At 67.0% G+C, this 22,304-nt stretch carries 23 protein-coding genes; 14 read left to right on the forward strand and 9 right to left on the reverse strand.

Features of this window, described 5'->3' with window-relative positions:
* Nucleotides 1-271: 271 nt before the first annotated feature.
* The 3 genes from dbpA (at nucleotide 272) to ppk2 (ending at nucleotide 3,333) form a co-directional block, all read left to right on the forward strand.
* Nucleotides 272-1,717, forward strand: a complete 1,446-nt coding sequence (gene dbpA / locus FHP91_RS12845; RefSeq protein ID WP_144309976.1) for an ATP-dependent RNA helicase DbpA — start codon at nucleotides 272-274, stop codon at nucleotides 1,715-1,717.
* A gap of 86 nt (nucleotides 1,718-1,803) precedes the next feature.
* Nucleotides 1,804-2,301 carry a hypothetical protein gene (locus FHP91_RS12850; protein ID WP_144309977.1) on the forward strand — a complete coding sequence of 166 codons (498 nt, stop codon included), beginning with the start codon at nucleotides 1,804-1,806 and terminating at the stop codon, nucleotides 2,299-2,301.
* 99 nt (nucleotides 2,302-2,400) lie between these two features.
* A complete protein-coding gene (gene ppk2, locus FHP91_RS12855; protein WP_144309978.1) occupies nucleotides 2,401-3,333 on the forward strand; it encodes a polyphosphate kinase 2 in 933 nt (310 codons plus the stop codon).
* A 21-nt stretch (nucleotides 3,334-3,354) separates the two neighbouring features.
* On the opposite strand, the gene FHP91_RS12860 is transcribed toward ppk2, so the two are convergent.
* Complete coding sequence (locus FHP91_RS12860) at nucleotides 3,355-3,894, reverse strand: M48 family metallopeptidase (RefSeq protein ID WP_144309979.1); 540 nt, start codon at nucleotides 3,892-3,894, stop codon at nucleotides 3,355-3,357.
* A gap of 170 nt (nucleotides 3,895-4,064) precedes the next feature.
* Between FHP91_RS12860 and FHP91_RS21630 the strand changes: the two genes are divergently transcribed.
* The 4 genes from FHP91_RS21630 (at nucleotide 4,065) to FHP91_RS12880 (ending at nucleotide 8,792) form a co-directional block, all read left to right on the forward strand.
* Nucleotides 4,065-5,171, forward strand: coding sequence for a methyl-accepting chemotaxis protein (locus FHP91_RS21630; RefSeq protein ID WP_144309980.1), 1,107 nt, complete (start codon nucleotides 4,065-4,067; stop codon nucleotides 5,169-5,171).
* Complete coding sequence (locus FHP91_RS12870) at nucleotides 5,171-7,456, forward strand: putative bifunctional diguanylate cyclase/phosphodiesterase (RefSeq protein WP_246116304.1); 2,286 nt, start codon at nucleotides 5,171-5,173, stop codon at nucleotides 7,454-7,456. Before FHP91_RS21630 ends, FHP91_RS12870 begins: the two co-directional genes overlap by 1 nt.
* On the forward strand, nucleotides 7,428-7,640 hold the full coding sequence (locus FHP91_RS12875; protein ID WP_144309981.1) for a DUF3079 domain-containing protein: 213 nt from the start codon (nucleotides 7,428-7,430) through the stop codon (nucleotides 7,638-7,640). Before FHP91_RS12870 ends, FHP91_RS12875 begins: the two co-directional genes overlap by 29 nt.
* Before the next feature lie 135 nt (nucleotides 7,641-7,775).
* Nucleotides 7,776-8,792: a class I SAM-dependent rRNA methyltransferase gene (locus tag FHP91_RS12880; RefSeq protein ID WP_144309982.1), complete on the forward strand. Its 1,017-nt coding sequence runs from the start codon at nucleotides 7,776-7,778 to the stop codon at nucleotides 8,790-8,792.
* Between the two features lie 16 nt (nucleotides 8,793-8,808).
* On the opposite strand, the gene FHP91_RS12885 is transcribed toward FHP91_RS12880, so the two are convergent.
* Nucleotides 8,809-9,102, reverse strand: a complete 294-nt coding sequence (locus FHP91_RS12885; protein ID WP_144309983.1) for a DUF6916 family protein — start codon at nucleotides 9,100-9,102, stop codon at nucleotides 8,809-8,811.
* A gap of 151 nt (nucleotides 9,103-9,253) precedes the next feature.
* Between FHP91_RS12885 and FHP91_RS12890 the strand changes: the two genes are divergently transcribed.
* Nucleotides 9,254-10,462 carry an aspartyl/asparaginyl beta-hydroxylase domain-containing protein gene (locus FHP91_RS12890; protein ID WP_144309984.1) on the forward strand — a complete coding sequence of 403 codons (1,209 nt, stop codon included), beginning with the start codon at nucleotides 9,254-9,256 and terminating at the stop codon, nucleotides 10,460-10,462.
* The gene (locus FHP91_RS12895; protein ID WP_186301540.1) at nucleotides 10,443-10,931 is read left to right on the forward strand and encodes a GNAT family N-acetyltransferase; all 489 of its coding nucleotides are present in this window, start codon (nucleotides 10,443-10,445) and stop codon (nucleotides 10,929-10,931) included. The genes FHP91_RS12890 and FHP91_RS12895 overlap by 20 nt, the downstream gene beginning before the upstream one ends.
* Nucleotides 10,932-10,949: 18 nt before the next feature.
* On the opposite strand, the gene FHP91_RS12900 is transcribed toward FHP91_RS12895, so the two are convergent.
* The 4 genes from FHP91_RS12900 to FHP91_RS12915 form a co-directional block, all read right to left on the reverse strand.
* On the reverse strand, nucleotides 10,950-11,474 hold the full coding sequence (locus FHP91_RS12900) for a phage tail protein (protein ID WP_144309986.1): 525 nt from the start codon (nucleotides 11,472-11,474) through the stop codon (nucleotides 10,950-10,952).
* A 47-nt stretch (nucleotides 11,475-11,521) separates the two neighbouring features.
* Nucleotides 11,522-11,920, reverse strand: coding sequence for a DUF6916 family protein (locus FHP91_RS12905; RefSeq protein ID WP_186301541.1), 399 nt, complete (start codon nucleotides 11,918-11,920; stop codon nucleotides 11,522-11,524).
* A gap of 79 nt (nucleotides 11,921-11,999) precedes the next feature.
* On the reverse strand, nucleotides 12,000-12,524 hold the full coding sequence (locus tag FHP91_RS12910; RefSeq protein WP_144309988.1) for a phage tail protein: 525 nt from the start codon (nucleotides 12,522-12,524) through the stop codon (nucleotides 12,000-12,002).
* Nucleotides 12,525-12,685: 161 nt separating this feature from the next.
* Complete coding sequence (locus tag FHP91_RS12915; protein ID WP_186301542.1) at nucleotides 12,686-13,399, reverse strand: PEP-CTERM sorting domain-containing protein; 714 nt, start codon at nucleotides 13,397-13,399, stop codon at nucleotides 12,686-12,688.
* A gap of 362 nt (nucleotides 13,400-13,761) precedes the next feature.
* Between FHP91_RS12915 and FHP91_RS12920 the strand changes: the two genes are divergently transcribed.
* On the forward strand, nucleotides 13,762-14,496 hold the full coding sequence (locus FHP91_RS12920) for a HEAT repeat domain-containing protein (protein WP_144309990.1): 735 nt from the start codon (nucleotides 13,762-13,764) through the stop codon (nucleotides 14,494-14,496).
* A 21-nt stretch (nucleotides 14,497-14,517) separates the two neighbouring features.
* On the opposite strand, the gene FHP91_RS12925 is transcribed toward FHP91_RS12920, so the two are convergent.
* Together FHP91_RS12925 and FHP91_RS12930 are read right to left on the reverse strand one after the other, a co-directional pair.
* Nucleotides 14,518-15,159 carry a ceramidase domain-containing protein gene (locus FHP91_RS12925; protein WP_144309991.1) on the reverse strand — a complete coding sequence of 214 codons (642 nt, stop codon included), beginning with the start codon at nucleotides 15,157-15,159 and terminating at the stop codon, nucleotides 14,518-14,520.
* A complete protein-coding gene (locus FHP91_RS12930) occupies nucleotides 15,156-15,728 on the reverse strand; it encodes a 5-formyltetrahydrofolate cyclo-ligase (RefSeq protein ID WP_144309992.1) in 573 nt (190 codons plus the stop codon). The genes FHP91_RS12925 and FHP91_RS12930 overlap by 4 nt, the downstream gene beginning before the upstream one ends.
* A gap of 120 nt (nucleotides 15,729-15,848) precedes the next feature.
* On the opposite strand from FHP91_RS12930, the gene FHP91_RS12935 reads away from it, so the two are divergent.
* The 4 genes from FHP91_RS12935 to FHP91_RS12950 all read left to right on the forward strand — a co-directional run bounded on the left by FHP91_RS12935 (nucleotide 15,849) and on the right by FHP91_RS12950 (nucleotide 21,973).
* A complete protein-coding gene (locus tag FHP91_RS12935; RefSeq protein WP_144309993.1) occupies nucleotides 15,849-17,771 on the forward strand; it encodes a lytic transglycosylase domain-containing protein in 1,923 nt (640 codons plus the stop codon).
* Between the two features lie 21 nt (nucleotides 17,772-17,792).
* The gene (locus FHP91_RS12940; RefSeq protein WP_144309994.1) at nucleotides 17,793-18,752 is read left to right on the forward strand and encodes a complex I NDUFA9 subunit family protein; all 960 of its coding nucleotides are present in this window, start codon (nucleotides 17,793-17,795) and stop codon (nucleotides 18,750-18,752) included.
* A 187-nt stretch (nucleotides 18,753-18,939) separates the two neighbouring features.
* Nucleotides 18,940-20,043, forward strand: coding sequence for a multifunctional CCA tRNA nucleotidyl transferase/2'3'-cyclic phosphodiesterase/2'nucleotidase/phosphatase (gene cca, locus FHP91_RS12945; protein ID WP_144309995.1), 1,104 nt, complete (start codon nucleotides 18,940-18,942; stop codon nucleotides 20,041-20,043).
* Nucleotides 20,036-21,973 carry a transglycosylase domain-containing protein gene (locus FHP91_RS12950; protein WP_186301543.1) on the forward strand — a complete coding sequence of 646 codons (1,938 nt, stop codon included), beginning with the start codon at nucleotides 20,036-20,038 and terminating at the stop codon, nucleotides 21,971-21,973. The genes cca and FHP91_RS12950 overlap by 8 nt, the downstream gene beginning before the upstream one ends.
* A gap of 12 nt (nucleotides 21,974-21,985) precedes the next feature.
* Here FHP91_RS12950 and FHP91_RS12955 read toward each other — a convergent pair whose 3' ends face one another.
* Nucleotides 21,986-22,186 (reverse strand): DUF2905 domain-containing protein, encoded by a 201-nt coding sequence (locus tag FHP91_RS12955; protein WP_246116305.1) that lies wholly within the window; start codon nucleotides 22,184-22,186, stop codon nucleotides 21,986-21,988.
* Between the last annotated feature and the right edge of the window lie 118 nt (nucleotides 22,187-22,304).

Consider the following 22,304-nt stretch of genomic DNA (forward strand, 5'->3'; position numbering starts at 1 on the left):
GCTCAAAGCCCGCCGACACCGCCTCGGTGCCCCACCAGGCTTCGACGGGCAGGTCGAAGGCAGCGTCGCGCCATTCAAGCGCGAACAGGCGGGTGTCGGAGGTGAAGGGTGAGAACATGTGAGCGCCCTGAGATCAGCGGGTATTCATTTTACATAAATTATGACGTTTGGAATTGTGCGGTGCGAAACGATCAGGGGGGCTTCTTGGGTTTGTGTTGTCGATAGACAAAGATTTTTGCAGTGTTAGTTCAACGAGGCGGGATAATTCGGCATGACCGATATTGTCCCGACCCCCGATACTGCCGCCGAGCCGCTTGCTGCGCCGGCCGCCGCGCCCGCCACGCCGTTTACCGAACTGCCCTTGTCGCCCGCCTTGCAGGCGACGCTGGTGCAGCTCGGCTATCTCAACATGACGCCGATCCAGGCAGCCAGCCTGCCGGTGGCGCTGGCGGGGCATGACATCATCGCCCAGGCCAAGACCGGCAGCGGCAAGACTGCCGCGTTTGCGCTGCCGCTGCTGACCAAGCTGAATCCGCGCTGGTTTGCGGTGCAGGCGATGGTGCTGTGCCCGACGCGCGAGCTGGCCGACCAGGTCACGCAGGAGATCCGCCGCCTGGCCCGCGCCGAAGACAACATCAAGGTGCTGACGCTGTGCGGCGGTACGACGATGCGCCCGCAGCGCGACTCGCTGGCGCATGGCGCGCATGTGGTGGTCGGCACGCCGGGGCGGATCATGGACCACCTGGAGCGCGGCAGTCTGACTCTGGATGGGCTCAATACGCTGGTGCTGGACGAGGCCGATCGCATGCTCGACATGGGCTTTCATGACGACATCGTTTACGTGGCCAAGCATTGCCCGGCCGAGCGCCAGACGCTGCTGTTTTCGGCCACTTATCCGCCGGCGATTGCCGCGCTGGCGAGCCGCTTTCAGCGTAATCCGCAGGAGGTGAAGCTGCGCGAGCAGCACGCTGACAGCAAGATCCGCCAGCGCTTCTACGAGATCAAGCACGACGAGCGCCTGCAGGCCGTGGGCGTGTTGCTCAAGCACTATCGGCCGGTCAGCACGCTGGCCTTCTGCAACACCAAGCAGCAGTGCCGCGATCTGGTTGAGGTGCTGCAGGCGCAGGGCTTTCATGCGCTCACCCTCAATGGCGACATGGATCAGCGCGAGCGCGATCAGGTGCTGATTCAGTTTGCCAACCGCAGCTGCTCGGTGCTGGTAGCCACCGATGTGGCCGCGCGCGGGCTGGACATCGCGCGGCTGGAGGCGGTCATCAATGTGGACGTGACGCCCGACCCCGAGGTGCACATCCACCGCATCGGCCGCACCGGTCGCGGCGACGAAGACGGCTGGGCGCTGAGTCTGTGCAGCCCGGCCGACAAGCGCCGGGTGGGCGCGCTGGCGCAGCAGATGGATACCGAGCCCGAGTGGCACACGCTGGGCTCGCTGCAAAGCGGCAACGATGAGCCGCTGGTGCCGCCGATGGTGACGCTGCAGATCCTGGGCGGGCGCAAGGAAAAGATCCGTCCCGGCGACGTGCTCGGCGCGCTCACCGGCGAGGCGGGCTTTACCCGCGAGCAGGTTGGCAAAATCACCGTGACCGACCAGAGCACCTATGTGGCCGTGGTGCGCGAGATTGCCGACGAAGCGGTGCGCCGGCTTGGGCGCGGCAAGGTCAAGGGCAAGACCGTGAAGGTGCGTGCGCTGACCGATTGAGCGGGGGCCGAAAAGCCGCTTGAAGCGGCGTTCGGCGGCGTCTAGGCTGGGATCGAAACCCCGGCCGGATGCCGATGGAGCCCGTCATGCGCAAGTCCGCTTTTTTCATGATGCTGACACTGCTCGCCGGTGCAGGGGTGGCCGCGAGCGCACCGACCGGTTTATCGGCGGCCGAGCAAGCCGCCGCCTTCAAGGCCGCCGGCTTCACCCAGCACGGTGGTCAGTGGCGCAGCGAGTGTGATGATCCCGGCACGCCCAGCTACAGCCCTGGCAAGATCGATCAGGTGCTCGACCTCAACGGCGACGGTCGGCCCGAAGCGGTGATCTCCGAGGGCGGCACCTACTGCTACGGCATGACCGGCAGCGGCTTCTGGATCGTCAGCCAGCAAGCCGGCGGTGGTTGGCAGAAGATCACGGCGTCGGTTGGTTTGCCGGGCTTTCTTGCCAGCCGGGGCGTGGGCGGCTGGCCCGACATCCAGATTGGCGGGCCGGGCTTCTGCTTTCCGGTCCATCGCTGGAATGGCAAGGCCTACGCGCTGCATCGCCACGAGTACGAGGGCAAGCACTGCAAGCTGCGACGATAGTGGCGCCCGGTTCGCCCCGATGGCATAAAAATCCTGTCATCTTCGGAACTTGTTAATCCGGTTATCATCTCAGTCATCCCCTGACCGGAGATGTGCTCGATGAGTGCCGATAGTTTCACGCGTGATATTGCCCGCGACCCCCACCTCCATGACGAGTTGCTCGACAGCTTTGATGAAGAGCTGGAGATGGAACTCGACGACTATCGCATGGAGGCCTTGCTCGATCACGACACGCGGGGCGCCGATAGCGCCGAACGCGACATGGATCGCCGGCTGTATTTTCAGGAACTGATCCGGCTACAGGGCGAACTGGTCAAGCTGCAGGACTGGGTGGTGCATCACAAGCTCAAGCTGGTGGTGCTGTTCGAGGGGCGCGACGCGGCCGGCAAGGGCGGTGCGATCAAGCGCATCACCCAGCGGCTCAATCCGCGGGTGTGCCGGGTGGCCGCGCTGCCCGCGCCGAGCGAGCGCGAGCAGACCCAGTGGTATTTCCAGCGCTACGTAAACCATCTGCCCGCGGGCGGCGAGATCGTGCTGTTTGACCGCAGCTGGTACAACCGCGCCGGGGTGGAGCGGGTGATGGGCTTTTGTTCGGACGAGGAATACGAAGCTTTTTTTCGCGATGTGCCCGAGTTCGAGAAAATGCTGACACGCTCCGGCATCATCCTCGTCAAATACTGGTTCTCGGTCACTGACGACGAGCAAAACCGCCGCTTCCAGATGCGTATCCACGACCCGCTCAAGCAGTGGAAGCTCAGCCCCATGGACATGGAGTCGCGCCGGCGCTGGGAGCAATACACCATCGCCAAAGAGGTGATGCTCGAGCGCACGCACATCCCCGAGGCGCCGTGGTGGGTGATCCAGCCCGGCGGCAAGAAGCGCGCACGGCTCAACTGCATTCACCACCTGCTCAGCCAGATTCCCTACCAGGAAATTCCGCATTCAACGGTCGAGCTGCCGGCGCGGGTCTACAACAGCAACTACATCCGGCACCCGGTGCCGGACGAGATGTTTGTTCCGCCGGTGTATTGATTGGATGGGTCGGTGCGCCAGTCAGCCATCTGCCGTGCCGGCGCCGGCCCACAGCGGCGCGCCGCCTGCGGCCAGATACGCCAGATAGGCGCGCAGGTCGAATTCCCACTGGTGATAGGCCGGCGCCATGTGTCGACACAGCTGGTAGAAGGCCTTGTCGTGCTCGCGCTCTTTCAAGTGCGCCAGCTCGTGCACCACGATCATTTCCAGAAACGCCGGCGGCATGTCCCGAAACACCGTCGCCACGCGGATCTCTCGCTTCGCCTTGAGCTTGCCGCCCTGCACCCGTGAAATCGCCGTATGCGTACCCAGCGCATGCGCGATGACCTGCAACTTGCTGTCGTAGGCCACCTTGCTCAGCGGCCCGGCCGTGCGCAGATGGGTGTTCTTGATGTCCAGCACATAGTCGTACAGCGCACGGTCGGTGCGCACGGCATGCGCGTCCGGGTATTTACGGCGCAAGACCTCGCCCAGCGTGTCGGCCGCGATCAGGTCGGTGACTTGCGTGACCAGATGCGCGGGGTAGCCGGCGAGGTAGTTGGGCGGGGGCTTCGGTCGCATGCGGGAGAGGGGCTGACGGAATGAGATCACGATTTTACGGGCTCGCGAGGATGCGGGCGAGGTACGCCGTTGCGCAGCCGCCGAATGCCGTTGATCGGTATCAATGCAATGGATTTGAATACCGTAGTAAATTACTCAACCTTTAGGCCGTGGGCCGATGAGGAGCGAGCATGTTCGGGTTCAAGACAAGGCAGGCGCTGTCGGCGGCGCAGGCGGAAAACGCGGGGCTGAAGGCACAGGCGGCGGCCTTGGAGGCGGCGCTGACGGACACGCAGTCGCGTCTGGCCGAGTCACAGGCGCAGCAACAGACGCTGGCTGTTCGGCAGGCGCTGCTCATTGGTGTGACGGGCAACATTCCGCGCTTTGGCGAATCGCTGGGCGGCATCCGTCAGTCCTTCGCCGGCTTGTCCGCGCAGTTGAACGAGGACTCGACGATGGCCTTGACGGCGGCCTCCGAGTCCGACGCCAATCGCGCAGCCTTTGCACAGATCGCGGGCAATCTGAACGCCATGGTCGAGCGCATCAGCGTGGCCGGTGAGAGCGTCGAAGAATTGTCCCGGCGGGCCGGCGAGATCGGTGGCATCGTCCAGCTGATCAAGGAGATCGCCGAGCAGACGAATCTGTTGGCACTCAACGCAGCCATTGAAGCGGCGCGCGCTGGCGAGGCCGGGCGAGGGTTTGCGGTGGTGGCCAACGAAGTGCGCAAGCTCGCCGAGCGCACCGCCAAGGCGACCACCGAGATCGGCACACTGGTCACAGGCATCCAGCAGGAGACCAGCAACGCTCGGTCAATCATGGAAATCGGTGCCGACAACGCTGCCAGCCACAGCGCCGATAGCGAGGCGGCGATGCGCAGCATGCAGCATCTGCTGGAGCTGTCGCAGATGATGCAGGGCACAATCGCCAGCTCTTCGCGCATCGCCTCGGCAGAGCTGGCCAACATCGAGGAACTGACGCTCAAACTGGAGGTTTACAAGGTGCTGCTCGGCCTGTCCGACCTCAAGCCTGGCGATGTGCCGGACGAGACGCAATGCCGCCTGGGCCAGTGGTACTACGAGGGCGACGGGCGCGAGACCTTCTCGACCATGGCCGGCTATCGCGAGATGGAAGCGCCGCACAAGGCGGTGCACGATTTTGCCCGCCGTGCCGTCGAGCGTTACCTGGCCGGCGATGCGCCGGGTGCGTTGGACGCGCTGACGCGGATGGAAGAAGCCAACCTGACAGTGATGGCCGGCATGGAGCGGATCCTCGCCCAGGGTCCGGGTCGGGCGGCTTAATGGGGTGCCATGGTGAAGTGGTGGCGCTGGCCCCGGTCGAGGTCGACAGCATTGCCGCCGAAATGCGCATCGACGCGACCGAAATTGCCGCGCGCAAGGCCTTTCTCGAGCTTACCGAGACCGATGCCAACTGCCTGCGCGCCATCCGCGAGCAGCTCGCCGGCGCGCAGCACGGCTTCGCCGACGGCTTCTACGCCTACCTGCGCCAGCTGCCCGAGCTGGCCGCGCTGCTGCCCGACGCGGCCACCGTGGCCCGGCTGAAACAGGCCCACGGCCGGTACTTCGACAGCCTGATCGAAGGCGAGTACGGCGAAGACTATGTGGCCGAGCGCCTGCGCGTCGGCATGACCCATGCCCGCATCGGGCTGACGCCAAAGTGGTATGTCGGTGCCTTCCGCAAATACCTCTCCGACATGCTGCGCGCTACCTGGCGGGCCACCGGCGGCGAGGCCGAGGCCTTCATGCCGGCCTTCGACGCGCTGCTCAAGGTGGTCATGCTCGACCTCGGGCTCACGCTCGACACCTACATCCATGCCGACAAGCGTGCCATCGCGTTGCGTGACCGCGCCATCGAGTCGAGCGTCAACGGTGTCTTCATCGCCACCGCCGCGCCGCCCGACTACCGGCTCATCTACGCCAACGCGGCGCTGTCGCACATCCTGGGCAGCGCGCCGGGCGCCATGATTGGCAAACCCTGCTTGTGCACCAGCGCCGAGGATGGCTTTGCGGTGATCCGCGAGGCGATCGCCGAGGGGCGCAACGGCTATACCACCTTGTCACGCCTGCGTGCCGACCGTTCGCGCCAATGGATCGAGCTGTTCCTCGCCCCGGTGCGCAGTGACACCGGCAGTGTCTCGCACTACGTTGGTGTGCTCAACGATGTCACGGCGCGCAAGGATGCCGAAGCGCAGCTGGCCTTTCTCGCCCACTACGACACGCTCACCGGTCTGCCCAACCGCAGCCTGTTCGACGATCGTCTGGCCCAGGCGCTGGCCCGGGCCGAGCGCGGCGAAGACTTCGCGCTGTGCTTCGTCGACCTGGACCGTTTCAAGCTGATCAACGATAGCCTCGGCCATGGCGCTGGCGACGCGGTGCTGGTCGAGGTGGCGCGGCGCATGGCGGCGGTGTGCCGCAGCGCCGACACCCTGGCGCGCCTGGCCGGCGACGAGTTCGTGATTCTCGTCGAAGGGGCCGGTAGCGCCGAGCGAGCCGCCGCCATTGCCCGCCGGGTGCTGGCCGCGTTGGCGCCGCCGGTGGTTGCCCAGGGGCGCGACATCGACGTGGCGGCCAGTCTTGGCATCGCCCTGTGTCCCGTCGACGGCGCCGATGCCGACACCCTGCTGCGCAACGCCGATGCTGCCATGTATGCCGCCAAGGCAGCCGGACGCAACACCGTGCGCTTCTACGACGAAGCCATGAACCGCCGCGCCAGCCAGCGCCTGGCGCTGGAAACCGACCTGCGCCGTGCCGTGGCACGCGACCAACTGGTGCTGGTCTATCAACCCCAGCTGGTTGCGGCCGACGGCAGCCTGGCCGGCGTCGAGGCCTTGTTGCGCTGGCAGCACCCCGAACGCGGCACGGTGTCGCCGCTGGACTTCATCCCCATCGCCGAAGAGGTCGGCATCATCGCCGAGCTGGGCGAGTGGGCGCTGGGCGAGGCGGCCCGGCAGATGGTCGACTGGCGCCGGCGCGGCATCGACGTGCCGCGGGTCGCGGTCAATCTGTCGGCGCGGCAGTTTCACGATGCCGATCTGGCCGAGCGGATCGAAGCCATCCTTGCAGAGGCCGGTGCATCGGCTGAATGGATCGAGTTGGAGATCACCGAAACCGCAGCCATGGCGCACCCCTCCGACGCTGCCCAGGCCTTGGAGCGCCTGCGTGACAAGGGGCTGCAGATCGCCATGGACGACTTCGGCACCGGCCACTCCTCACTGGCCACGCTGTGCAAGCTGCCGCTCAACGTCCTCAAGCTCGACCGCGGCTTCGTCCACCACCTGCCCGATTCCGATACCGACGCGGCAGTCGCCGATGCGGTGGTGACGCTGGCTTGCCGGCTCGGTCTGTCGGTGGTGGCCGAAGGGGTGGAGACCGAGGCGCAGCGCCAGTTCCTTGCCGACACCGGTTGCGACGTGCTGCAGGGCTTCCTGTTTGCGAGACCGCTGTCGGCGGCGGCCCTCGAAGCGTGGCTGGCCGCGCGGGGCGGTTCTTCAAGCCCCTCGCCGGCATTGGGCTGCGCGTCTGTTAAGGTGGAACAACATGGCCAAAAAATTTCCGCTCCATCCTAAACGCCCCGAGCGCATCTGTTGGGGCTGCGACAAGTACTGCTCGGCCGACGCGCTGATGTGTGGCAACGGCGCGGGCCGTACGCTGCATCCGGCCGAGATGCTGGGCGACGACTGGTACGAGCACGGCGATTGGGGACTGGATGTGGATACGCCCGTGAAGGACCCGTCGGACACGGCCGAGTAGCGCGGTTTTGGCCGTGGCGCGTCGGCGCCAGATTTCCGAAACCATCGACACCAGCACCGCGCAAAGTGCCGATTGTCCCGGTTGCGGGGGTGCAAGAGGCTATGATGGTTGTCTTTACTGCTTCCGGCGCCCGCCATGACCTCCCCCCTGTCTGATCAACTCGCTGCCGCCTTGTCGGCCCGTGCCCCGCTTTTCGAACGTTTGGCAGAAGAGGGTACGGAGGCCTACCGGGTGTTTCATGGCAGCGCCGAGGGCGCGCCCGGTCTGACCGTGGATCGCTACGGCGATGCCTTGCTGGTACAGACCTTTCATCAGGCGCTGAGCGCAGACGATCTGGCAGCCATTGAATCGTTTTACGCCAAGGCCTACCCGGGCCTGCCGGTGATCTGGAACGACCGTAGCGCGGGCAATTCACGGGTGTCCAATGAGCTGAATGCCGCGCAGTCCGAAGCTGCCGTCTTGCCACGTGAGTTCTCGGAGTTGGGCGTCAATTACCGGTTTCAGGGCCGCCACGAGGGGCAGGACCCCTGGCTGTTTCTCGATCTGCGCGCGGCGCGGCGGCGGGTCATGGCCGAGGCCGCAGACAAGTCCGTGCTCAACCTGTTCGCTTACACCTGTGGTGTCGGCGTGGCCGCGGCCAAGGCCGGTGCGAAGCATGTGGTGAACGTGGACTTCTCCGCCTCCAGTCTCGCCGTGGGCAAGGACAATGCGCGTCTGAATGATCTGCCGATCCGGGTGCGCTTCGTGAAGAGCGATGTGTTCCCGGCGCTGCGTCAGCTGGCGGGGCAGGGGCAGTCAAAAGTGGTGCGGGGCAAGCGCATGCCGCCTTTCCCGCCGCTGGAGGGGCGCCAGTTTGATTTGGTGTTTCTGGACCCGCCGCGTTACGCCAAGAGCCTGTTCGGCGTGGTGGACCTGGTCAACGACTACTCCGCATTGTTCAATCTGGCGCTGCGCACCACCGCCGAGGGTGGCACGCTGATCTGCTGCAACAATGTGGCGCAGGTGGCGCGCGAGGACTGGGTGGACCAACTCCAGCGCAGCGCCAAGAAAATCGGTCGCCCGGTGCATTCGCTGGAGTGGATCGAGCCCGAAGCCGACTTCCCGAGTCCGGACGGTAATCCGCCCTTGAAGGTCGTGCTGCTGCGCGTGTGATCCGCTGCTGCGGTGACTAGTTGAACAGCGCCTGGAAGTGTTGCCCCTGGTCGTCCTGACCGACCGGTACGAGAAACAGCTCAAGCGTGCCGACGCGGGCATGCGTGAGTCGCACCAGGCCTTGCGTCAGCCCCAGTTCGCGGGCCGCCCGAAAAACCAGCGAGAACGGGTCGGGCCGCGGCGCGCCAGGCCGGGCCGGCAGCGCGGTGGCCTCGATCAGCGCAAGGCTGGCCGTGGTGTGGCTGTCGTCCAGCGTGAACGGCTGTCCGATCAGGGGGGTGAATAGCGCGAGCGTGATCGCGGTGGGCATGCGCGTCTCCTGTGCGATGGATTGTCGGCGCCGATGTCGGTGTTGGTACCGGCTGGCCTTGCGATGACGACAGCTTACGCTAAACTGGTTTCGTCGCTGACCCGCCGGCCGTGCCTGCGATAATGCCCGGCCCGCGACTGGGAGTATGCCCATGCGAGATCCGACGCCGTTCCAGGATGCGCCCGCGCGCAAGCGGCCGCCGCTGCCGCCCGCCTTGCGCCTGGGCCTGCAGTTTGCGCCCGAAGGCCTTGCACGGGATCTCGCCAGCCTGCAAGCCCGCCCCTGGACCCCGCATTTCAATACCGATCTTTACCACGGCGACTGGAGCGGCCTGGCGCTGCGTGCGCCAGCGGGCGCCAGACATGCGGTCGAGGTATTGCATAACGCCCCCGGCCTGACCGATTTCGCCGATCTGCCGGTGCTGGCCCGCTGTCCGCACTTCAAGGCGGTGGTCGACGCACTGGCGTGTGAGGTCAGGGCGGTGCGCTTGCTGCGTCTGGCGCCGGGCGCGCGCATTGCCGAGCATCGCGATCACGATCTGGGCCATGCCTTTGGCGAGGTGCGACTGCATCTGCCCATTGTCACCAATGCGGCGGTGGACTTCCGGGTGGCTGGCGCTCGGGTCGTCATGCGCCCCGGCGAGCTGTGGTACATCGACGCCAGCGAGCCGCACGCGGTGCGCAACGATGGGGCGGCGGCGCGGGTGCATCTGGTGGTCGACTGCCACCTGAATGACTGGCTGGAGGTGCAACTCCAGGCGGCCGGGCCGGCACCGGCGGCGGCCGAGAGCGCACATGCGCCGGCGGTGGCCGAGGCGATGGCGGGCTGGCCGCGGGTGTCACGCGAGGCCGACGACATGACGCCGCGAATTCTGGCTTTCTTGCACCGTATCGGCGTGCCTGTCAGCACGGCGGATCTGCCCGGGAAAAGCTTCCTGCCGGGGATCGAGATCGAGGCCGGGGGCCTGCGGGTCGACCCGTCGCGTCTGCGGTATCCCGGCGATCTGTTGCACGAGGCCGGCCATCTGGCGGTGTTGCCGCCCGACCAGCGCTGCCAACAGGGCGCCGAGGTGTCGAATGATCCCGCGCAGGAGATGATGGCCATCGCCTGGTCGTGGGCGGCGCTGACCCACCTGGCGCTATCGCCCGAGGTGGTGTTTCATGCCGACGGCTACAAGGGCGATGCGCAGTGGTTGATCGACACCTATTCGTCGGGCACCTTCATTGCGCTGCCGATGCTGCAGTGGATCGGGTTGAGCGCCGATCCATCACATGCCGAGGCGCTGGGCATCGCCCCGTATCCTCACATGATCCGCTGGTTGCGGGAGGAGGATGCCACGCATGACGCCATCGACCACTGACAAGCTGGCGCTGCGGGCCATTGATGCGGCAGACGACGCCTTCGTTTTCGAGGTGTTTTCGGCTACACGGGCGGCGCCGTTTCGCCAGGCCGGGCTGCCAGAAAGCGTGATCGGGCCCTTGCTTGAGCAGCAGTATCGCGCGCAACAGTCGCAATACCGAGCGCAGTTTCCCGGTGCGGATTTCGATCTGGTGATGGTCGATGGCGTGGCGGTCGGGTATGTGTATGCGCTGCGTGGGCTGTCGCACTTTGCGCTGATTGATGTGGCCTTGCTGCCAGCGCACTGCGGGCAGGGCATTGGCAGCCGCGTGGTCGGCGCCCTGATCGCCGAGGCAGACGCCGCCGGCCTGTGCCTTAGTGCCCATGTGGCCAAGGGCGGCCGCGCCTGGCGGCTGTGGCAGCGCCTGGGTTTCGAAGTGGTCGGCGACGATGGCGTGTATCTGGCCATCGAGCGCCGGCCGGTCCGGTAGCGGGTGAGCCGGACTGGGTTAGTTGCGCGACGGGAAGAGGCCTTGTAGCGCGATGATGAAATTCACGCACTGAAAGGGCTGCAGGTTGGTGTGGGACTGCCCGCCGCCGGCGTTGCCGATGGCGCCCGCATTCATTGCCGTGGTGGCCGGGCCGCTGCTGTAGGTGGCCGACGAGGCGCCGGCGTCATCGGCCCAGAAGTTGCCGGCGGCGTCATTGCTGTTACCGGCCGGCGCCACGGCGTTGGCCGCGTGGTTGTGGGTCGGGAGTTGCTGCGCTGTCAGCGTAACGTCTTCTACGCCGCCCCGCTCGCCAAGACGGCGATTGCTCAAGCCGGGCCCGTTGCCCGGCTGCATGGGGATGCGCCCGCGCAAGTCGGGCAGCGCGAAAGTGGTTCGGCCGTCGCCGCCATAGGTGGTGCCCAGCAAGGAAAACAAGGCCTGGTTCTGGTTGATGGCCAGCAACTGGCCATCGCACAGGGCGTAACCGCGCGGGGCAAAGGTACCGCCAAACATCTTGATTTGACCAACAAAGGGCTCAGACATGTTCTGGCTCCGGTGAATCGAGGAAAGGGCTGAGTGGAATCAGCGGCTCAGGCCATCAGGCCGAACTGCGCGGTATAGCTGCCCGCGACCGAATCGGAGGGCGTCAGGTGCACCAGCATTGCGCCCGTTTCGGGGTGGTAGAGGCGGTATAGCGCGGGTGTGAGTGGATTGGCCGCCAGATCGTCGGTGCCGCGCAGCAGCAGGCCGAACTGCTCCAGCCCCGGGCTCTGTGGCCCATCGCGGACCTCGGTCAGGGTGAGCCGCTGGGCTTCACCGCGACCCGACAGGCAGCGAAAGTTCGCGTTCATCAGGGCCTCGAAGCCCGCTTTTGACAGCTTGCGTGAGGGATGGGCGTCGGTGCTGCCGGCCGCCATCAGGCGGGTCGGTGCCACCAGTGCTGCCGCCCCCAGCGCACAGGTGTTGAGAAAATCGCGTCGGTCTTTCATGAGTCTTCTCCGTGTGGGCATCGTGTTTTGATGTGTCATGCGACAGCCGGGCGGCTGTTCGTCGGCGACATGCCGCGACTCAGTTTCTGGAAGGGAAGACGCCTTGCAGGGCGATGATGAAACTCACGCACAGAAAGGGCTGTACGTTGGTGTGAGACTGGCCGCCGCCGGCGTTGCCGATCGCGCCGGCATTCATGGTTGTCGTGGCCGGGCCACTGCTGTAGGTGGCTGAGGCAGCGCCCGCGTCGTCGGCCCAGAAGTTGCCGGCCGCATCGTTACTGTTGCCCGCTGGCGCAACGGCGTTGGCGGCGTGGTTGTGGGCAGGGATCTGGTTTGCGTTGAGCGTAACGTTTTCGACGCCGGCTTTCTCGCCCAGCCGTCGGGAACTCAAACCGGGCCCGTTGCCCGGATGCATGGGCAGTCGGCCGCGTAGGTCAGGCAGACCGAAGGTGGTGCGGCCGTCGCCGCCGTAAGTGGTGCCGAGAATGGAAAAGAGGGCGGTATTCTGCGCGATGGGGAGTAACTGCCCGTCGCAGAAGGCCCAGCCGCGGGGGGCGAAGTTGCCGCCGAACATCGTGATTTCGGCAATGAAGGGATCGGACATGGTGCTTCTCCTGTGGGGGTGGTGGCGAGCGCCTCGCCGGCGGAGCTGGTCGAGCGGTGTTGCGATGGCCAAACCTGACCAGTCAATGAAGCGGTGTTACCGCGGTCGTCCGGGAAGGGAGGCTCCTCGGCGACCGGTTCTGGTTTATTCGATAGCGGGGATCAAGGGTTCCGGCGCCGACGCCATGCCAGCGCCGACAGTCCCAGGCCGAGCAGGACGAGCGATGCCGGTTCGGGCACGTCATTGGGGTTGGGCGGCATGCCCTCACGGGTCTCGATGGTCAGCATCGAGAAGATGTAGTGCGCACCGTTGAAGGTGGTAGCGCTGACCGGATTGTTGGGGTCGCAGCCGGGCAGGAAGATAAGGCACTCCTGCAGGCCGGGGCCTTGCAGGTTGAGCACGATCGACGCGCTGCCGTCGGCGAGGGCACCGGCCAGGCTGAGCAGATCGAGCTGGTAGACGTTGTATTCGTTGTTGCCGCCGCCGGAGGCATTGAACAGCGTATTGAGGTTGCTCGTCAGGTCGATGCCGTCGACGGTGAACAGCAGTACCTGATCGCCCGCGGCGGCCGAGTCGTGGTCCACCAGGCCGATGTCGAGTGTGGCGCTGATGATCGGGTCGGCGATTGGTGCGTAGGTGAACGTCCAGGCGCCGGTGGCGCTGGGGCCGATGACCTCATTGCCCAGGCCGGCGTTGAATGGGGCGGGTTGGCCTGACTGCGCGGCAAGAATCTGGGGGACCAATGCCGGTGTGTCGCCATCATTGAACCCCGGGGCGGTGTTGCCGAGCGAGGTGGTCATGACGGCTGCGGATGCCCCGCTGGAGGCCGCCAGAATGCCGGCGGCAAGAGTCAGTGCGCTGAGGGGATGCTTCATGGGGTGGGCCTCTCCTGGAGTGACCTGCCAAAGCGGTCTGCGCGGGTGAAGCCTGGTACGAGCTTGCGATAAAAATGAGGGGGGGTGCTGCGCAGCGTTTCGGGCGGGCGGTAGCTGTGATGTCCAACGCTTGGAGTCGAGCAACATTCAAGCCAAAACAGATATTTGTATAACAATCAGCGGTTTGAAAAAAAGTGTGTCGGCACGTGTCGGCGATGCGTAAAAAATCTCGACAGTGGCATGGCGTGGCGATGTTGCGGCGCGATGGCGGTGTGGGATCGTAGCGGTTGATCTGCGCCGATGGCGACCGCGGTGGCGCGTCAGCTGCGCGCAATTCCGACCCACTTGAGCCAGAATGAAGCATGAATCCGTGGCGAAACCTGCTTCTTGCGGTCATTTTTGTGGCGCTGTCGGGTGCCGAGGGGGCGCTGTCGGCCGAGGATGGTGTCGACCTCAATATTGCCGCCGGCCGGCTGAGCTTGAGCGCGGACGCCGCGTCGCTGCCGGTGGTGCTGGCACAGGTCGCGCAGGCGACAGGCGCACGCCTGACGATTCGCGGGCCGTTGCCGACCGAGCTGCGGCGATGGCAGTTGCACGCGGTGCCGGTGGCCGAGGCGGTGGTTCAGATCGCCCGGCCGTGGAATATTCTGGTGGTGCCGGGCGGTGCGCGGGGGGTGCGCGAGATCGTTGTTTTTGGTGCCGCCGATGTCCAGCCAGTATCGGCGCCCGTCACCACGCCTTCGGCGCGCCCAACTGATGAAGTGTGGCAGAGCCCGCCAGCGCCAGACGCCGAGACCATGGCGCGGCGCGAGGCCGTCGCGGCACTGAGTGGCGAGCCCGACGACGCCAGTCTGCGGGCGCTGGATGCGGCGCTGGGCGACCCCGACGCGGGCGTCCGGCTGGAGGCGCTGCGTGGGCTGGGCCGGATGGATTCCGACGCGGCGATTCGCCGGGTCGGTCAGGTGGCGCTGGGTGCCCGCAACCCGGCGGAACGGTCGGCGGCGGTGCAGGTGCTCGAAGCGAGCCGTCAGGAACTGGCGCAGGTCATGCTGGCGGCGGTGCGGGGGCGCAGTGACGAGGCTTTTGGCGATCGCTGAACTGCGGGTGTGCCAGGGGGTTCAGCGTGCGAGGCGCGGCGCCAGCATCAGGGCGCGCATGGCGCACCACAAGACCAAGGCATTGTTCACATGCCAGCCAAAGTGCGTGCCGAGCGGGAAGGCGGCGCACACCACCAGATCGATGCTCCGACACAGCATGGACACACCGAACAGGGCGGCCGCGGCGGCGAGCCAGCGACGGGCGCGCGGCGTGGGGCAGATCACGGCAAGTGCGATCAGCGCCAGCCAGGGGCCGAGGTAGAGCTCCGAGCCGTTGAGCGCCGGGAGCGTCACGGTGAGCGCGATGGTCGCGCTGACGACGAGCATGCCGAGCACCGCCACATTGGCGCGCCGCGTGCGCCAGCCAATCAGCCGGACCAGAGTGCGCTGCAGGAACACCACCACAAAAATCGCGATGAAGACCACGTCGAGCACGGCAGCCCAGGTTTGCGCCACGGTGTGAAAGACCCCGCTGCCCAGGCCAACCGCGCCAATCAAGTACGCCAGCGCGCGCAGGTCGGCCGGCGTACGGCGGTCCATGCGGCGCAACAACCACGCGGCCACAATAATGAAGGCGAGGTTGGTGAGCGCGTTGACCGGTTCGGCCCACAGGCTGGCATCGGTGCGTTCGCAATACACGTCGAGCGGCGCGCGCCAGTTCATGCGGCTTCGACGCGGTGGATGCCGGCTTCGGTGACCAGCCAGTGCATGGGGTGGTCATGCGGCTGGGGGTGGGTGGTGGCGACCCGGCCGAGTTCGAAGCCGATGCCGACGGTCTGCGGCGCGGGCGAGAGGGCAGCCAGGGTGCGGTCGAAGTAGCCGCCGCCGTAGCCCAGGCGATAGCCCGCGGCGTCAAAGGCATTGAGCGGGATCAGAATCAGCTCGGGGTGTAGCGTGGCACCGCTGGCGGGCATGAGAATGCCATGGCGGTCGGGAACCATCTCGCTGGCCGGTGTCCATTGGCGGAATGTCATGGGCTGATCGGGCGCGATGACGATGGGCAGGGCCGCCGAACGGGCCGCGTCGGCCGCCAGCCAGCGTTGCACGACGGGCCGCAGATCGGGCTCGCCGCGATACGGCCAGCAGAAGGCCAGCGTGGCCGGCGCGAGCCGCGCAAGCAGCGCTTCGACATGCGTTTGCAGGGCGGCTTCGAGCGGCGCGCGCGCGTCGGCGCCGAGCGTTTCGCGGGCGCGGATGGCGGTGTCTCGCAGGTGCTTTCGGGCGATCTCCATTTCGCTATCCAGAGCAGGTTTTTGCGGCACGGGCCGTGTAGAGTAAGCAGGTCGGTCCAGCGAGGCCGGGATCACATCAAACAGCCCCGGCAAGACATGGGCGCGAAGGAATAGTAAGCGATGAAGGCAGCAAAAGGCTGGGTCGTCCTGTGGCTCGGCGTGGTGTGCATGACCCCGGTGTGGGCGCAAACGCCGACCGGCGATGAACGTATTCTGGCGGCACGAGAGGCGCTGCGTACCGGCGATCAGGCGACGCTCGATCAGCTCGCGGCGGGGCGCTCGCCGCATTTGCTGGAGCGCTACGTTAAATACTGGCATTTGCAGAACCAGCTGGCGCGCAGCGAGCCGCCCGACACGGCGCGCATCGAAGCCTTTCTGGCGCGTTACGCCGGCAGCGTGCTGGCCGACCGCCTGCGCGGCGTCTGGCTGAACCGGCTGGCCAAGGATGAGAACTGGATCGGCTTTATCGGCGCCTGGGGTGGCCTGGCCTCGCCGACCGATGGCCAGCGCTGTCAGCATTGGCTGGCGCGGGCGCGCGTTGGTGATCGCACGGCTCTGGATGAGGCGGCGGCGGTGTGGTCGGGGCTCAGCCTGCGTGCCGACGCCTGCGAAGCGCTGGTCGGTCAGTTGGCGGTGTCGGGTCTTTTGGCGCCGGAGGCGATCTGGGCGCGCTTTCGAGACGAGATGGAATCGCGCCGACCGAGCGATCTGGAACTGATCGTCAGCGGCTTGCCGGCCGGCGAGGCACCAAGCAGTGCCGCATTGAAGGTCATGCGCAAGGATCCTGAGCGCTACCTGGACAACCTGCGTCCCGGCTTTGCACAGCGCCGCGCCGATAGCGAATTGATGCTCGGGGCGCTGGGCCGGCTCGCCGTGAGTGACCCGAAAGCGGCATACGCCCGCTTTGCCCGGCTCAATGATGCCTTGTCGGCCGAGGATCAGGCCTATGGCTACATGCTGCTCGGCTGGCGTGCCGCGCAAGACCACCTGCCCGAGTCAGTGCGCTGGTTCCACGCGGCCGGCAAGCTGCAGATGCCCGACGAGCAACGCGCCTGGCAGGTACGCGCGGCGCTGCGTCAGGAGGACTGGAAAGCCGTGCGTCAGGCGATTCTGGCCATGTCGGCCGAGCAACGCGCCGAGCGCAGCTGGACCTACTGGCTGGCCCGCGCCGAGCAGGCGCTGGGCGAGGCCGAGGGCGCCCGCCTGCTGCTCGAGCGCATCGCCGGCCATCCCGACTTCTACGGCATGCTGGCCGACGAGGGACTCGGCCGCGCCTTTACCCCGCCGCCGCCCGATACGCCACAAACAGCCGCGGTGCAGGCGAATGTGGCGACCGACCCGGACCTCCGGCGAGCGTTGGCGCTGTACCGACTGGAGCTCTATACCGAGGGCACGCGCGAGTGGCTGTGGCGCCTGCGCCGCGCCGACGACAGTTTCCGTCTGGCGGCTGCGCGACTGGCGCTTGACGAGGGCATTTACGACCGCGCCATCAACACCGCTGAAGCGGTCAATCCGCAGGACAACTTCGGCTTGCGCTACCTCACCCCGTTCCGCGATCTGATCGAGCCGCAGGCCTTGTCGCTGAATCTGGATCTGGCCTGGGTGTATGGCGTGTTGCGCCAGGAAAGCCGCTTTGTCACCCGCGCCGCCTCGCCGGTGGGCGCGCAAGGCCTGATGCAGGTGATGCCGGCCACCGGCAGCTGGGTGGCCAAGAAGATCGGCATGACCGACTACCGCCGCAGCCGTCTGCAGGAGCCTGACACCAATGTGCTCTTGGGCACCAGCTATATGCGCATCGTGCTCGACGATCTGGACGATCACCCCGTGCTCGCCGCTGCCGGCTACAACGCCGGACCCGGGCGCGCCAAGCGCTGGCGTGATGAACGCATGCTCGAAGGCGCAATCTATGTAGAGACCATTCCCTTCAACGAAACACGCGACTATGTGAAGAAGGTGATGGCCAATGCGGTGATCTACGCTGCCCTGATGGAGGGCAAGCCGCAGTCGCTGACGACGCGCCTGGGACAGGTGGCGCCGCGCTAACAAGGCCTGGGAGGCAGACGCATGGATCGATCGAAAGTCATTCTGGCGGTGGGCGGCAGCGGGTATGTCGGTCACTCGGTTGTCGCACAGTTGGTGGCGGCGGGGTATCGGGTGCGCGTGCCGACGCGCCATCGTCATCGGGCGCGGCATTTGCTGCTGCTGCCGACCGTGGAGGTGATTGAGGCCGATGTGTTCGACGAAGGCGAGCTCCGCGGTCTGATGGACGGCGTGGGCGCGGTGGTCAATCTGGTCGGGGTGCTGCATTCGCGACCGGGCACGCCTTACGGGCCGGCGTTCGAGCGGGCGCATGTGCTGTTGCCGGCCCGACTGGTGGCTGCCTGCCAGCGGCACGGTGTGCGCCGGCTGGTGCATATCAGTGCGCTGGGCGCCGATGCTAGCGGCCCGTCGGAATACCAGCGTTCCAAGGCGGCGGGCGAAACCGTGATCCGCAATGCTGACCCGTCGCTGGATTGGACGATCCTGCGCCCGTCGGTGATCTTCGGGCAGGACGACAGCTTTCTCAACCTGTTTGCCGGCTTGGTGCGTATCGCGCCGGTGATGCCGCTCGGCGGGGCGGCGTGTCGCTTCCAGCCGGTGTGGGTGGAGGATGTGGCCAAAGTCGTTGTTGCCTGCCTGGACCGCGCCGACGCGATTGGCCTCTGCTGCGATCTGGCCGGGCCGGGCGTCTACACCCTGGCCGATCTGGTGCGTTATGTGGGCAGGCTGGTCGGGCATCGGCCGCCGATCATCCCCATCCCCGAGGGCCTGGCCATGCTGCAGGCACGGCTGCTGGAGCTGGCACCGAATCCGATGATGAGCCGCGACAACGTGCGCTCGATGCGCGTCGATAACATCACCGAGGGCCCGCCGCTGCCCTTCGGCATGACACCCACCCCGCTCGAAGCGGTGGCGCCGAACTACCTCGGCCCACACCCCGGTCGTCGCCGTTTCGTGGTCAATCGACGCCGGCTGGTGCGCTGAAGGCGGTCGAGCGGCGATAATGCCGCTTTGCCAACGCTGACCGGGCGCATGACCCGAGAAACCGCAGTTGGCCGCTTGTGCCCATGAGCAAGGTATTAAACATGCGAAGCTTTTCGGATTCGAGGCCGATCGCCCGGTGGGGGATAGCGCTACGCGCCCGATTGCGCGTCCAACTGCGGTTTCCAGGATGAAAACATACATCGTAGGCGGTGCCGTGCGTGACGCGCTGCTCGGCTTGCCGGTGCAGGATAAGGATTGGGTGGTCGTCGGCGGCACGGTCGAGGCCATGCTGGCCCGCGGCTTTACCGCCGTGGGCAAGGACTTTCCAGTCTTTCTTCACCCGCACACTCATGAGGAATACGCCCTCGCGCGCACCGAGCGCAAGAGCGGGCACGGCTATACCGGCTTCGTGGTGCATGCCGCACCCGACGTGACGCTCGAAGACGATCTGCTGCGTCGCGACCTGACCATCAACGCCATGGCGCGTGGCGAGGACGGCACGCTGGTCGACCCCTACGGCGGCCAGCGCGATCTGGCTGCCAAGCGGCTGCGCCATGTCAGCCCGGCCTTTGCCGAAGACCCGGTCCGCATCCTGCGGGTGGCGCGTTTCGCGGCACGCTTCGACGGCTTCGAGGTTGCCGAAGAAACCTTGACGCTGATGCGCGAGATGGTCGTCAGCGGCGAAGCTGACCACCTGGTGCCCGAGCGCGTCTGGCAGGAAATTTCACGCGGCCTGATGGCGCCCGCCCCGATGCGCATGATCGAGGTGCTCGACGCCTGCGGCGCGCTGGCGCGCTGCCTGCCCGAGGTGGTGGCGCGCCGGCGGATCGACCCCTTGCTGCCCGGCGTGCTGCGCTGCGCGGTGGCGCGCGATCTGCCGCTGGCCCACCGCTGGGCCTTGCTGGTCGGTCACGACGTGGCGGCCGCCGAGTCGGCCAGCGCTCGGCTCAAGGTGCCGCTGCCCTGCCGCGACCAGGCGGTGATGCTCGCCCGCGATGGCGAAACCCTGTCCACCGCCAGCTCGGCTGTGGCACGGCTCGACTTGCTCAGCCGCTGCGATGCTTTCCGCCGCCCCGAGCGCCTCACCACGCTGCTCGAAGCCGCCCCCTGCGCCCACCCCGTGCCCGGCGCAGCCGTCGTCCGCTGGCAGGCCACGCTGGCGGCGGCCCAATCGGTCGATGGCGGCGCGGTGGCGCGCCAGTGTGCCGACAAATCCGCGATTCCCGCGGCCATCCGCAGTGCCCGACTGGTGGCCATCGAGGCCGCCGACGCGGCCGTCGGCCGTGGCTGACACCTTTGCTCACACGACGCAGGCGGCCGCGCGTGCCACACTTTCAGGTATGAATCGCTGGGGTCGAAACCTGTTGTGCGCGCTGGGCTGGGGGGTCGCCGTGGCCACGCCCGCGCTGGCCGAAACGCAGGTGCTGCCGGCGTTTGCCGAGGTGCGCGCAGCCCATGTGAGCAGCGTCGCGCAGCTGGTCGACCGCCATGGTGAGCCGCTGGCCGAGCGCCAGCTGCGCTTCGACGACGACCGCCTCGACTGGGTCGGGCTCGAGGCCTTGTCGCCGGCCATGCTCGAAGCCTTGCTCGAAGCGGAAGACCGGCGCTTTTACCAGCACGAAGGTGTCGACTGGCGCGCCGTGGCCGCTGCCGCGGTGCAGAACCTGTGGTTCGAGCATGCGCGAGGGGCCTCCACGCTGACCATGCAACTGGCCGGCTTGCTCGACCCGGCCTTGCAGCCTGCCAGTCAGGGCCAGCGGCGCCGCAGTTTCGAACAGAAATGGGACCAGGCGCTGGCCGCGCAGGCGCTCGAGGCGCGCTGGAGCAAGGCGCAGATTCTCGAGGCCTACCTCAATCTGGCGCCGTTTCGCGGTCGGCTGCGGGGCATCTCGGCCGCCGCCTGGGCCTTGACCGGAAAGGCGGCCGGCACACTGGACCGGCCCGAAGCGGCGGTGCTGGCGGCGCTGTTGCGTGGCCCCGGCGCCAGCCCGGCGGTGCTCTCCCGACGTGCCTGCGCCCTGGTCGCCCGGATTGGCAGTCCGGCAGCGTGCGAGCGGGTGCAGGCGCTGGCAGCCGCGCTGGACCCGGTCATGCTCACGCCGCGCTGGACGCTGGCGCCGCATCTGGCCGCCCGCGTGTTGCGCGAGCCGGGCACGACGGTGAGCACGGTGCTGGATGCGCGCTGGCAGCAGCGCATGCTGGCCGCGCTGCGCGCCGCATCGCCGGCGCGGGCAGCGGTGGTGGTGCTCGATAACGCCACCGGCGCGGTGCTGGCCGAGGTCGGCGGCTTGCGTGCCGAGCATGCCGATGCGACGAGTTTTGCCTATCCCGCCGCCAGCCTGCTGTGGCCGCTGTACTGTGCCCGCGCGGTCGATAAGCGGGTGGTGACGGCGGCCAGTCTGCTCAATGCCGGCACGCCCGAGGCGCCGCGCTGGCTGAGTGTACGCAACGCGATGGTGAGCGGTGAGGCGGCCGCGGCTGCCGATCTGGCGCGGCGCTTGCCCGAAGGCGATGTGTCGGCTTTGCCGGTATCGGCGCACGCGCTCGACCTGCCTCACCTGGCGGGGCTGATCCGCATGATGGCCGTCGATGGGCAATGGCGCGCGCCACACTGGCTGGTCGATGGCCGCCGCGCACCCGAGCCGGTCGTATCGCCGGCAGCGGCCTTCATTGGCAGCGATTTCTTTCCGCCGGTGATGGCCGCCATGGTGACCCCAGAGCGCGCCGCCTGGGCGGCGGGGGCTAATGCCAGCGTGACGATCGCGGTGTGGATGGAGACCGGGCCGACGGCACTGATCGAAGCGCGAGCCTGGCTGGTCGATCAGCTCGCCGCCGATGGCGTATGGCCCGTCGAGCGCGTGGTGCCGGCCGGGGTGCTGCGTCGCCCGGTGCGCTTCGATCCGCCGCTCGAAAACGCGCGGGACGAATGGTTTCTGGCCGGCACGGCGGTGGCGGTGGTGTCGCCGCCGCAGTCGAGCGCGCAGATTGCGTCGCCTGCGGTGCGCGAGATTATTGATTTGCGCACCCGCCCGCCGGGTCAGGGGGTGTTGCTGCGCGCCACGATTGACGATGCGCGTCTGCGCTGGCGCATGGACGGGCGGGAGGTGGGCACCGGCGGCACGGTACTGGTTCACCCGGCACCGGGGCTGCGGATCATTGAGTTGTTTGACGCGCGGGGTGAGCGCCTGGATCGGCTCAGTGTGGCCGTGCGTGGGCGCTGAGCGCGCTGCCGCTCACAGCCAGCGAAGGATCAGCCAGGCCAGTAGCGACATCAGCACGGTGGTGGTGAAGGGCAGGTGCCAGGTGCGACCGTTTCGCACCATCGTGACATCGCCCGGCAGGCGGCCGAGCGGCAGGTAGCGGGCCAGCAACGGTTGCAGGCCGCCAAGCAAAGCCACCACGATCACGATTGAAACCAGCCATTTGAGCAGCATGCCGCCTGTCCGCCTCGGATAAGGGGCCGATTACAACGGATTGCGACCTGGATGGCAATTGTCCATGGTCGCGGCGCGGCGAATCCGTTACCGTGGTGCGGGTGTGTCGCGCAACGCT

The organism is Denitromonas halophila, assembly GCF_007625155.1.
GTDB classification, from domain to species: Bacteria; Pseudomonadota; Gammaproteobacteria; order Burkholderiales; family Rhodocyclaceae; genus Nitrogeniibacter; species Nitrogeniibacter halophilus.

What these genes read in the sequence shown, in the direction of transcription:
- dbpA (WP_144309976.1), top strand. Translation starts at nt 272, where the DNA reads ATGACCGATATTGTCCCGACCCCCGATACTGCCGCCGAGCCGCTTGCT.
- FHP91_RS12850 (WP_144309977.1), top strand. Translation starts at nt 1,804, where the DNA reads ATGCGCAAGTCCGCTTTTTTCATGATGCTGACACTGCTCGCCGGTGCA.
- ppk2 (WP_144309978.1), top strand. Translation starts at nt 2,401, where the DNA reads ATGAGTGCCGATAGTTTCACGCGTGATATTGCCCGCGACCCCCACCTC.
- FHP91_RS12860 (WP_144309979.1), bottom strand. Translation starts at nt 3,894, where the DNA reads ATGCGACCGAAGCCCCCGCCCAACTACCTCGCCGGCTACCCCGCGCAT.
- FHP91_RS21630 (WP_144309980.1), top strand. Translation starts at nt 4,065, where the DNA reads ATGTTCGGGTTCAAGACAAGGCAGGCGCTGTCGGCGGCGCAGGCGGAA.
- FHP91_RS12870 (WP_246116304.1), top strand. Translation starts at nt 5,171, where the DNA reads ATGGGGTGCCATGGTGAAGTGGTGGCGCTGGCCCCGGTCGAGGTCGAC.
- FHP91_RS12875 (WP_144309981.1), top strand. Translation starts at nt 7,428, where the DNA reads ATGGCCAAAAAATTTCCGCTCCATCCTAAACGCCCCGAGCGCATCTGT.
- FHP91_RS12880 (WP_144309982.1), top strand. Translation starts at nt 7,776, where the DNA reads ATGACCTCCCCCCTGTCTGATCAACTCGCTGCCGCCTTGTCGGCCCGT.
- FHP91_RS12885 (WP_144309983.1), bottom strand. Translation starts at nt 9,102, where the DNA reads ATGCCCACCGCGATCACGCTCGCGCTATTCACCCCCCTGATCGGACAG.
- FHP91_RS12890 (WP_144309984.1), top strand. Translation starts at nt 9,254, where the DNA reads ATGCGAGATCCGACGCCGTTCCAGGATGCGCCCGCGCGCAAGCGGCCG.
- FHP91_RS12895 (WP_186301540.1), top strand. Translation starts at nt 10,443, where the DNA reads ATGACGCCATCGACCACTGACAAGCTGGCGCTGCGGGCCATTGATGCG.
- FHP91_RS12900 (WP_144309986.1), bottom strand. Translation starts at nt 11,474, where the DNA reads ATGTCTGAGCCCTTTGTTGGTCAAATCAAGATGTTTGGCGGTACCTTT.
- FHP91_RS12905 (WP_186301541.1), bottom strand. Translation starts at nt 11,920, where the DNA reads ATGAAAGACCGACGCGATTTTCTCAACACCTGTGCGCTGGGGGCGGCA.
- FHP91_RS12910 (WP_144309988.1), bottom strand. Translation starts at nt 12,524, where the DNA reads ATGTCCGATCCCTTCATTGCCGAAATCACGATGTTCGGCGGCAACTTC.
- FHP91_RS12915 (WP_186301542.1), bottom strand. Translation starts at nt 13,399, where the DNA reads ATGAAGCATCCCCTCAGCGCACTGACTCTTGCCGCCGGCATTCTGGCG.
- FHP91_RS12920 (WP_144309990.1), top strand. Translation starts at nt 13,762, where the DNA reads ATGAATCCGTGGCGAAACCTGCTTCTTGCGGTCATTTTTGTGGCGCTG.
- FHP91_RS12925 (WP_144309991.1), bottom strand. Translation starts at nt 15,159, where the DNA reads ATGAACTGGCGCGCGCCGCTCGACGTGTATTGCGAACGCACCGATGCC.
- FHP91_RS12930 (WP_144309992.1), bottom strand. Translation starts at nt 15,728, where the DNA reads ATGGAGATCGCCCGAAAGCACCTGCGAGACACCGCCATCCGCGCCCGC.
- FHP91_RS12935 (WP_144309993.1), top strand. Translation starts at nt 15,849, where the DNA reads ATGAAGGCAGCAAAAGGCTGGGTCGTCCTGTGGCTCGGCGTGGTGTGC.
- FHP91_RS12940 (WP_144309994.1), top strand. Translation starts at nt 17,793, where the DNA reads ATGGATCGATCGAAAGTCATTCTGGCGGTGGGCGGCAGCGGGTATGTC.
- cca (WP_144309995.1), top strand. Translation starts at nt 18,940, where the DNA reads ATGAAAACATACATCGTAGGCGGTGCCGTGCGTGACGCGCTGCTCGGC.
- FHP91_RS12955 (WP_246116305.1), bottom strand. Translation starts at nt 22,186, where the DNA reads ATGCTGCTCAAATGGCTGGTTTCAATCGTGATCGTGGTGGCTTTGCTT.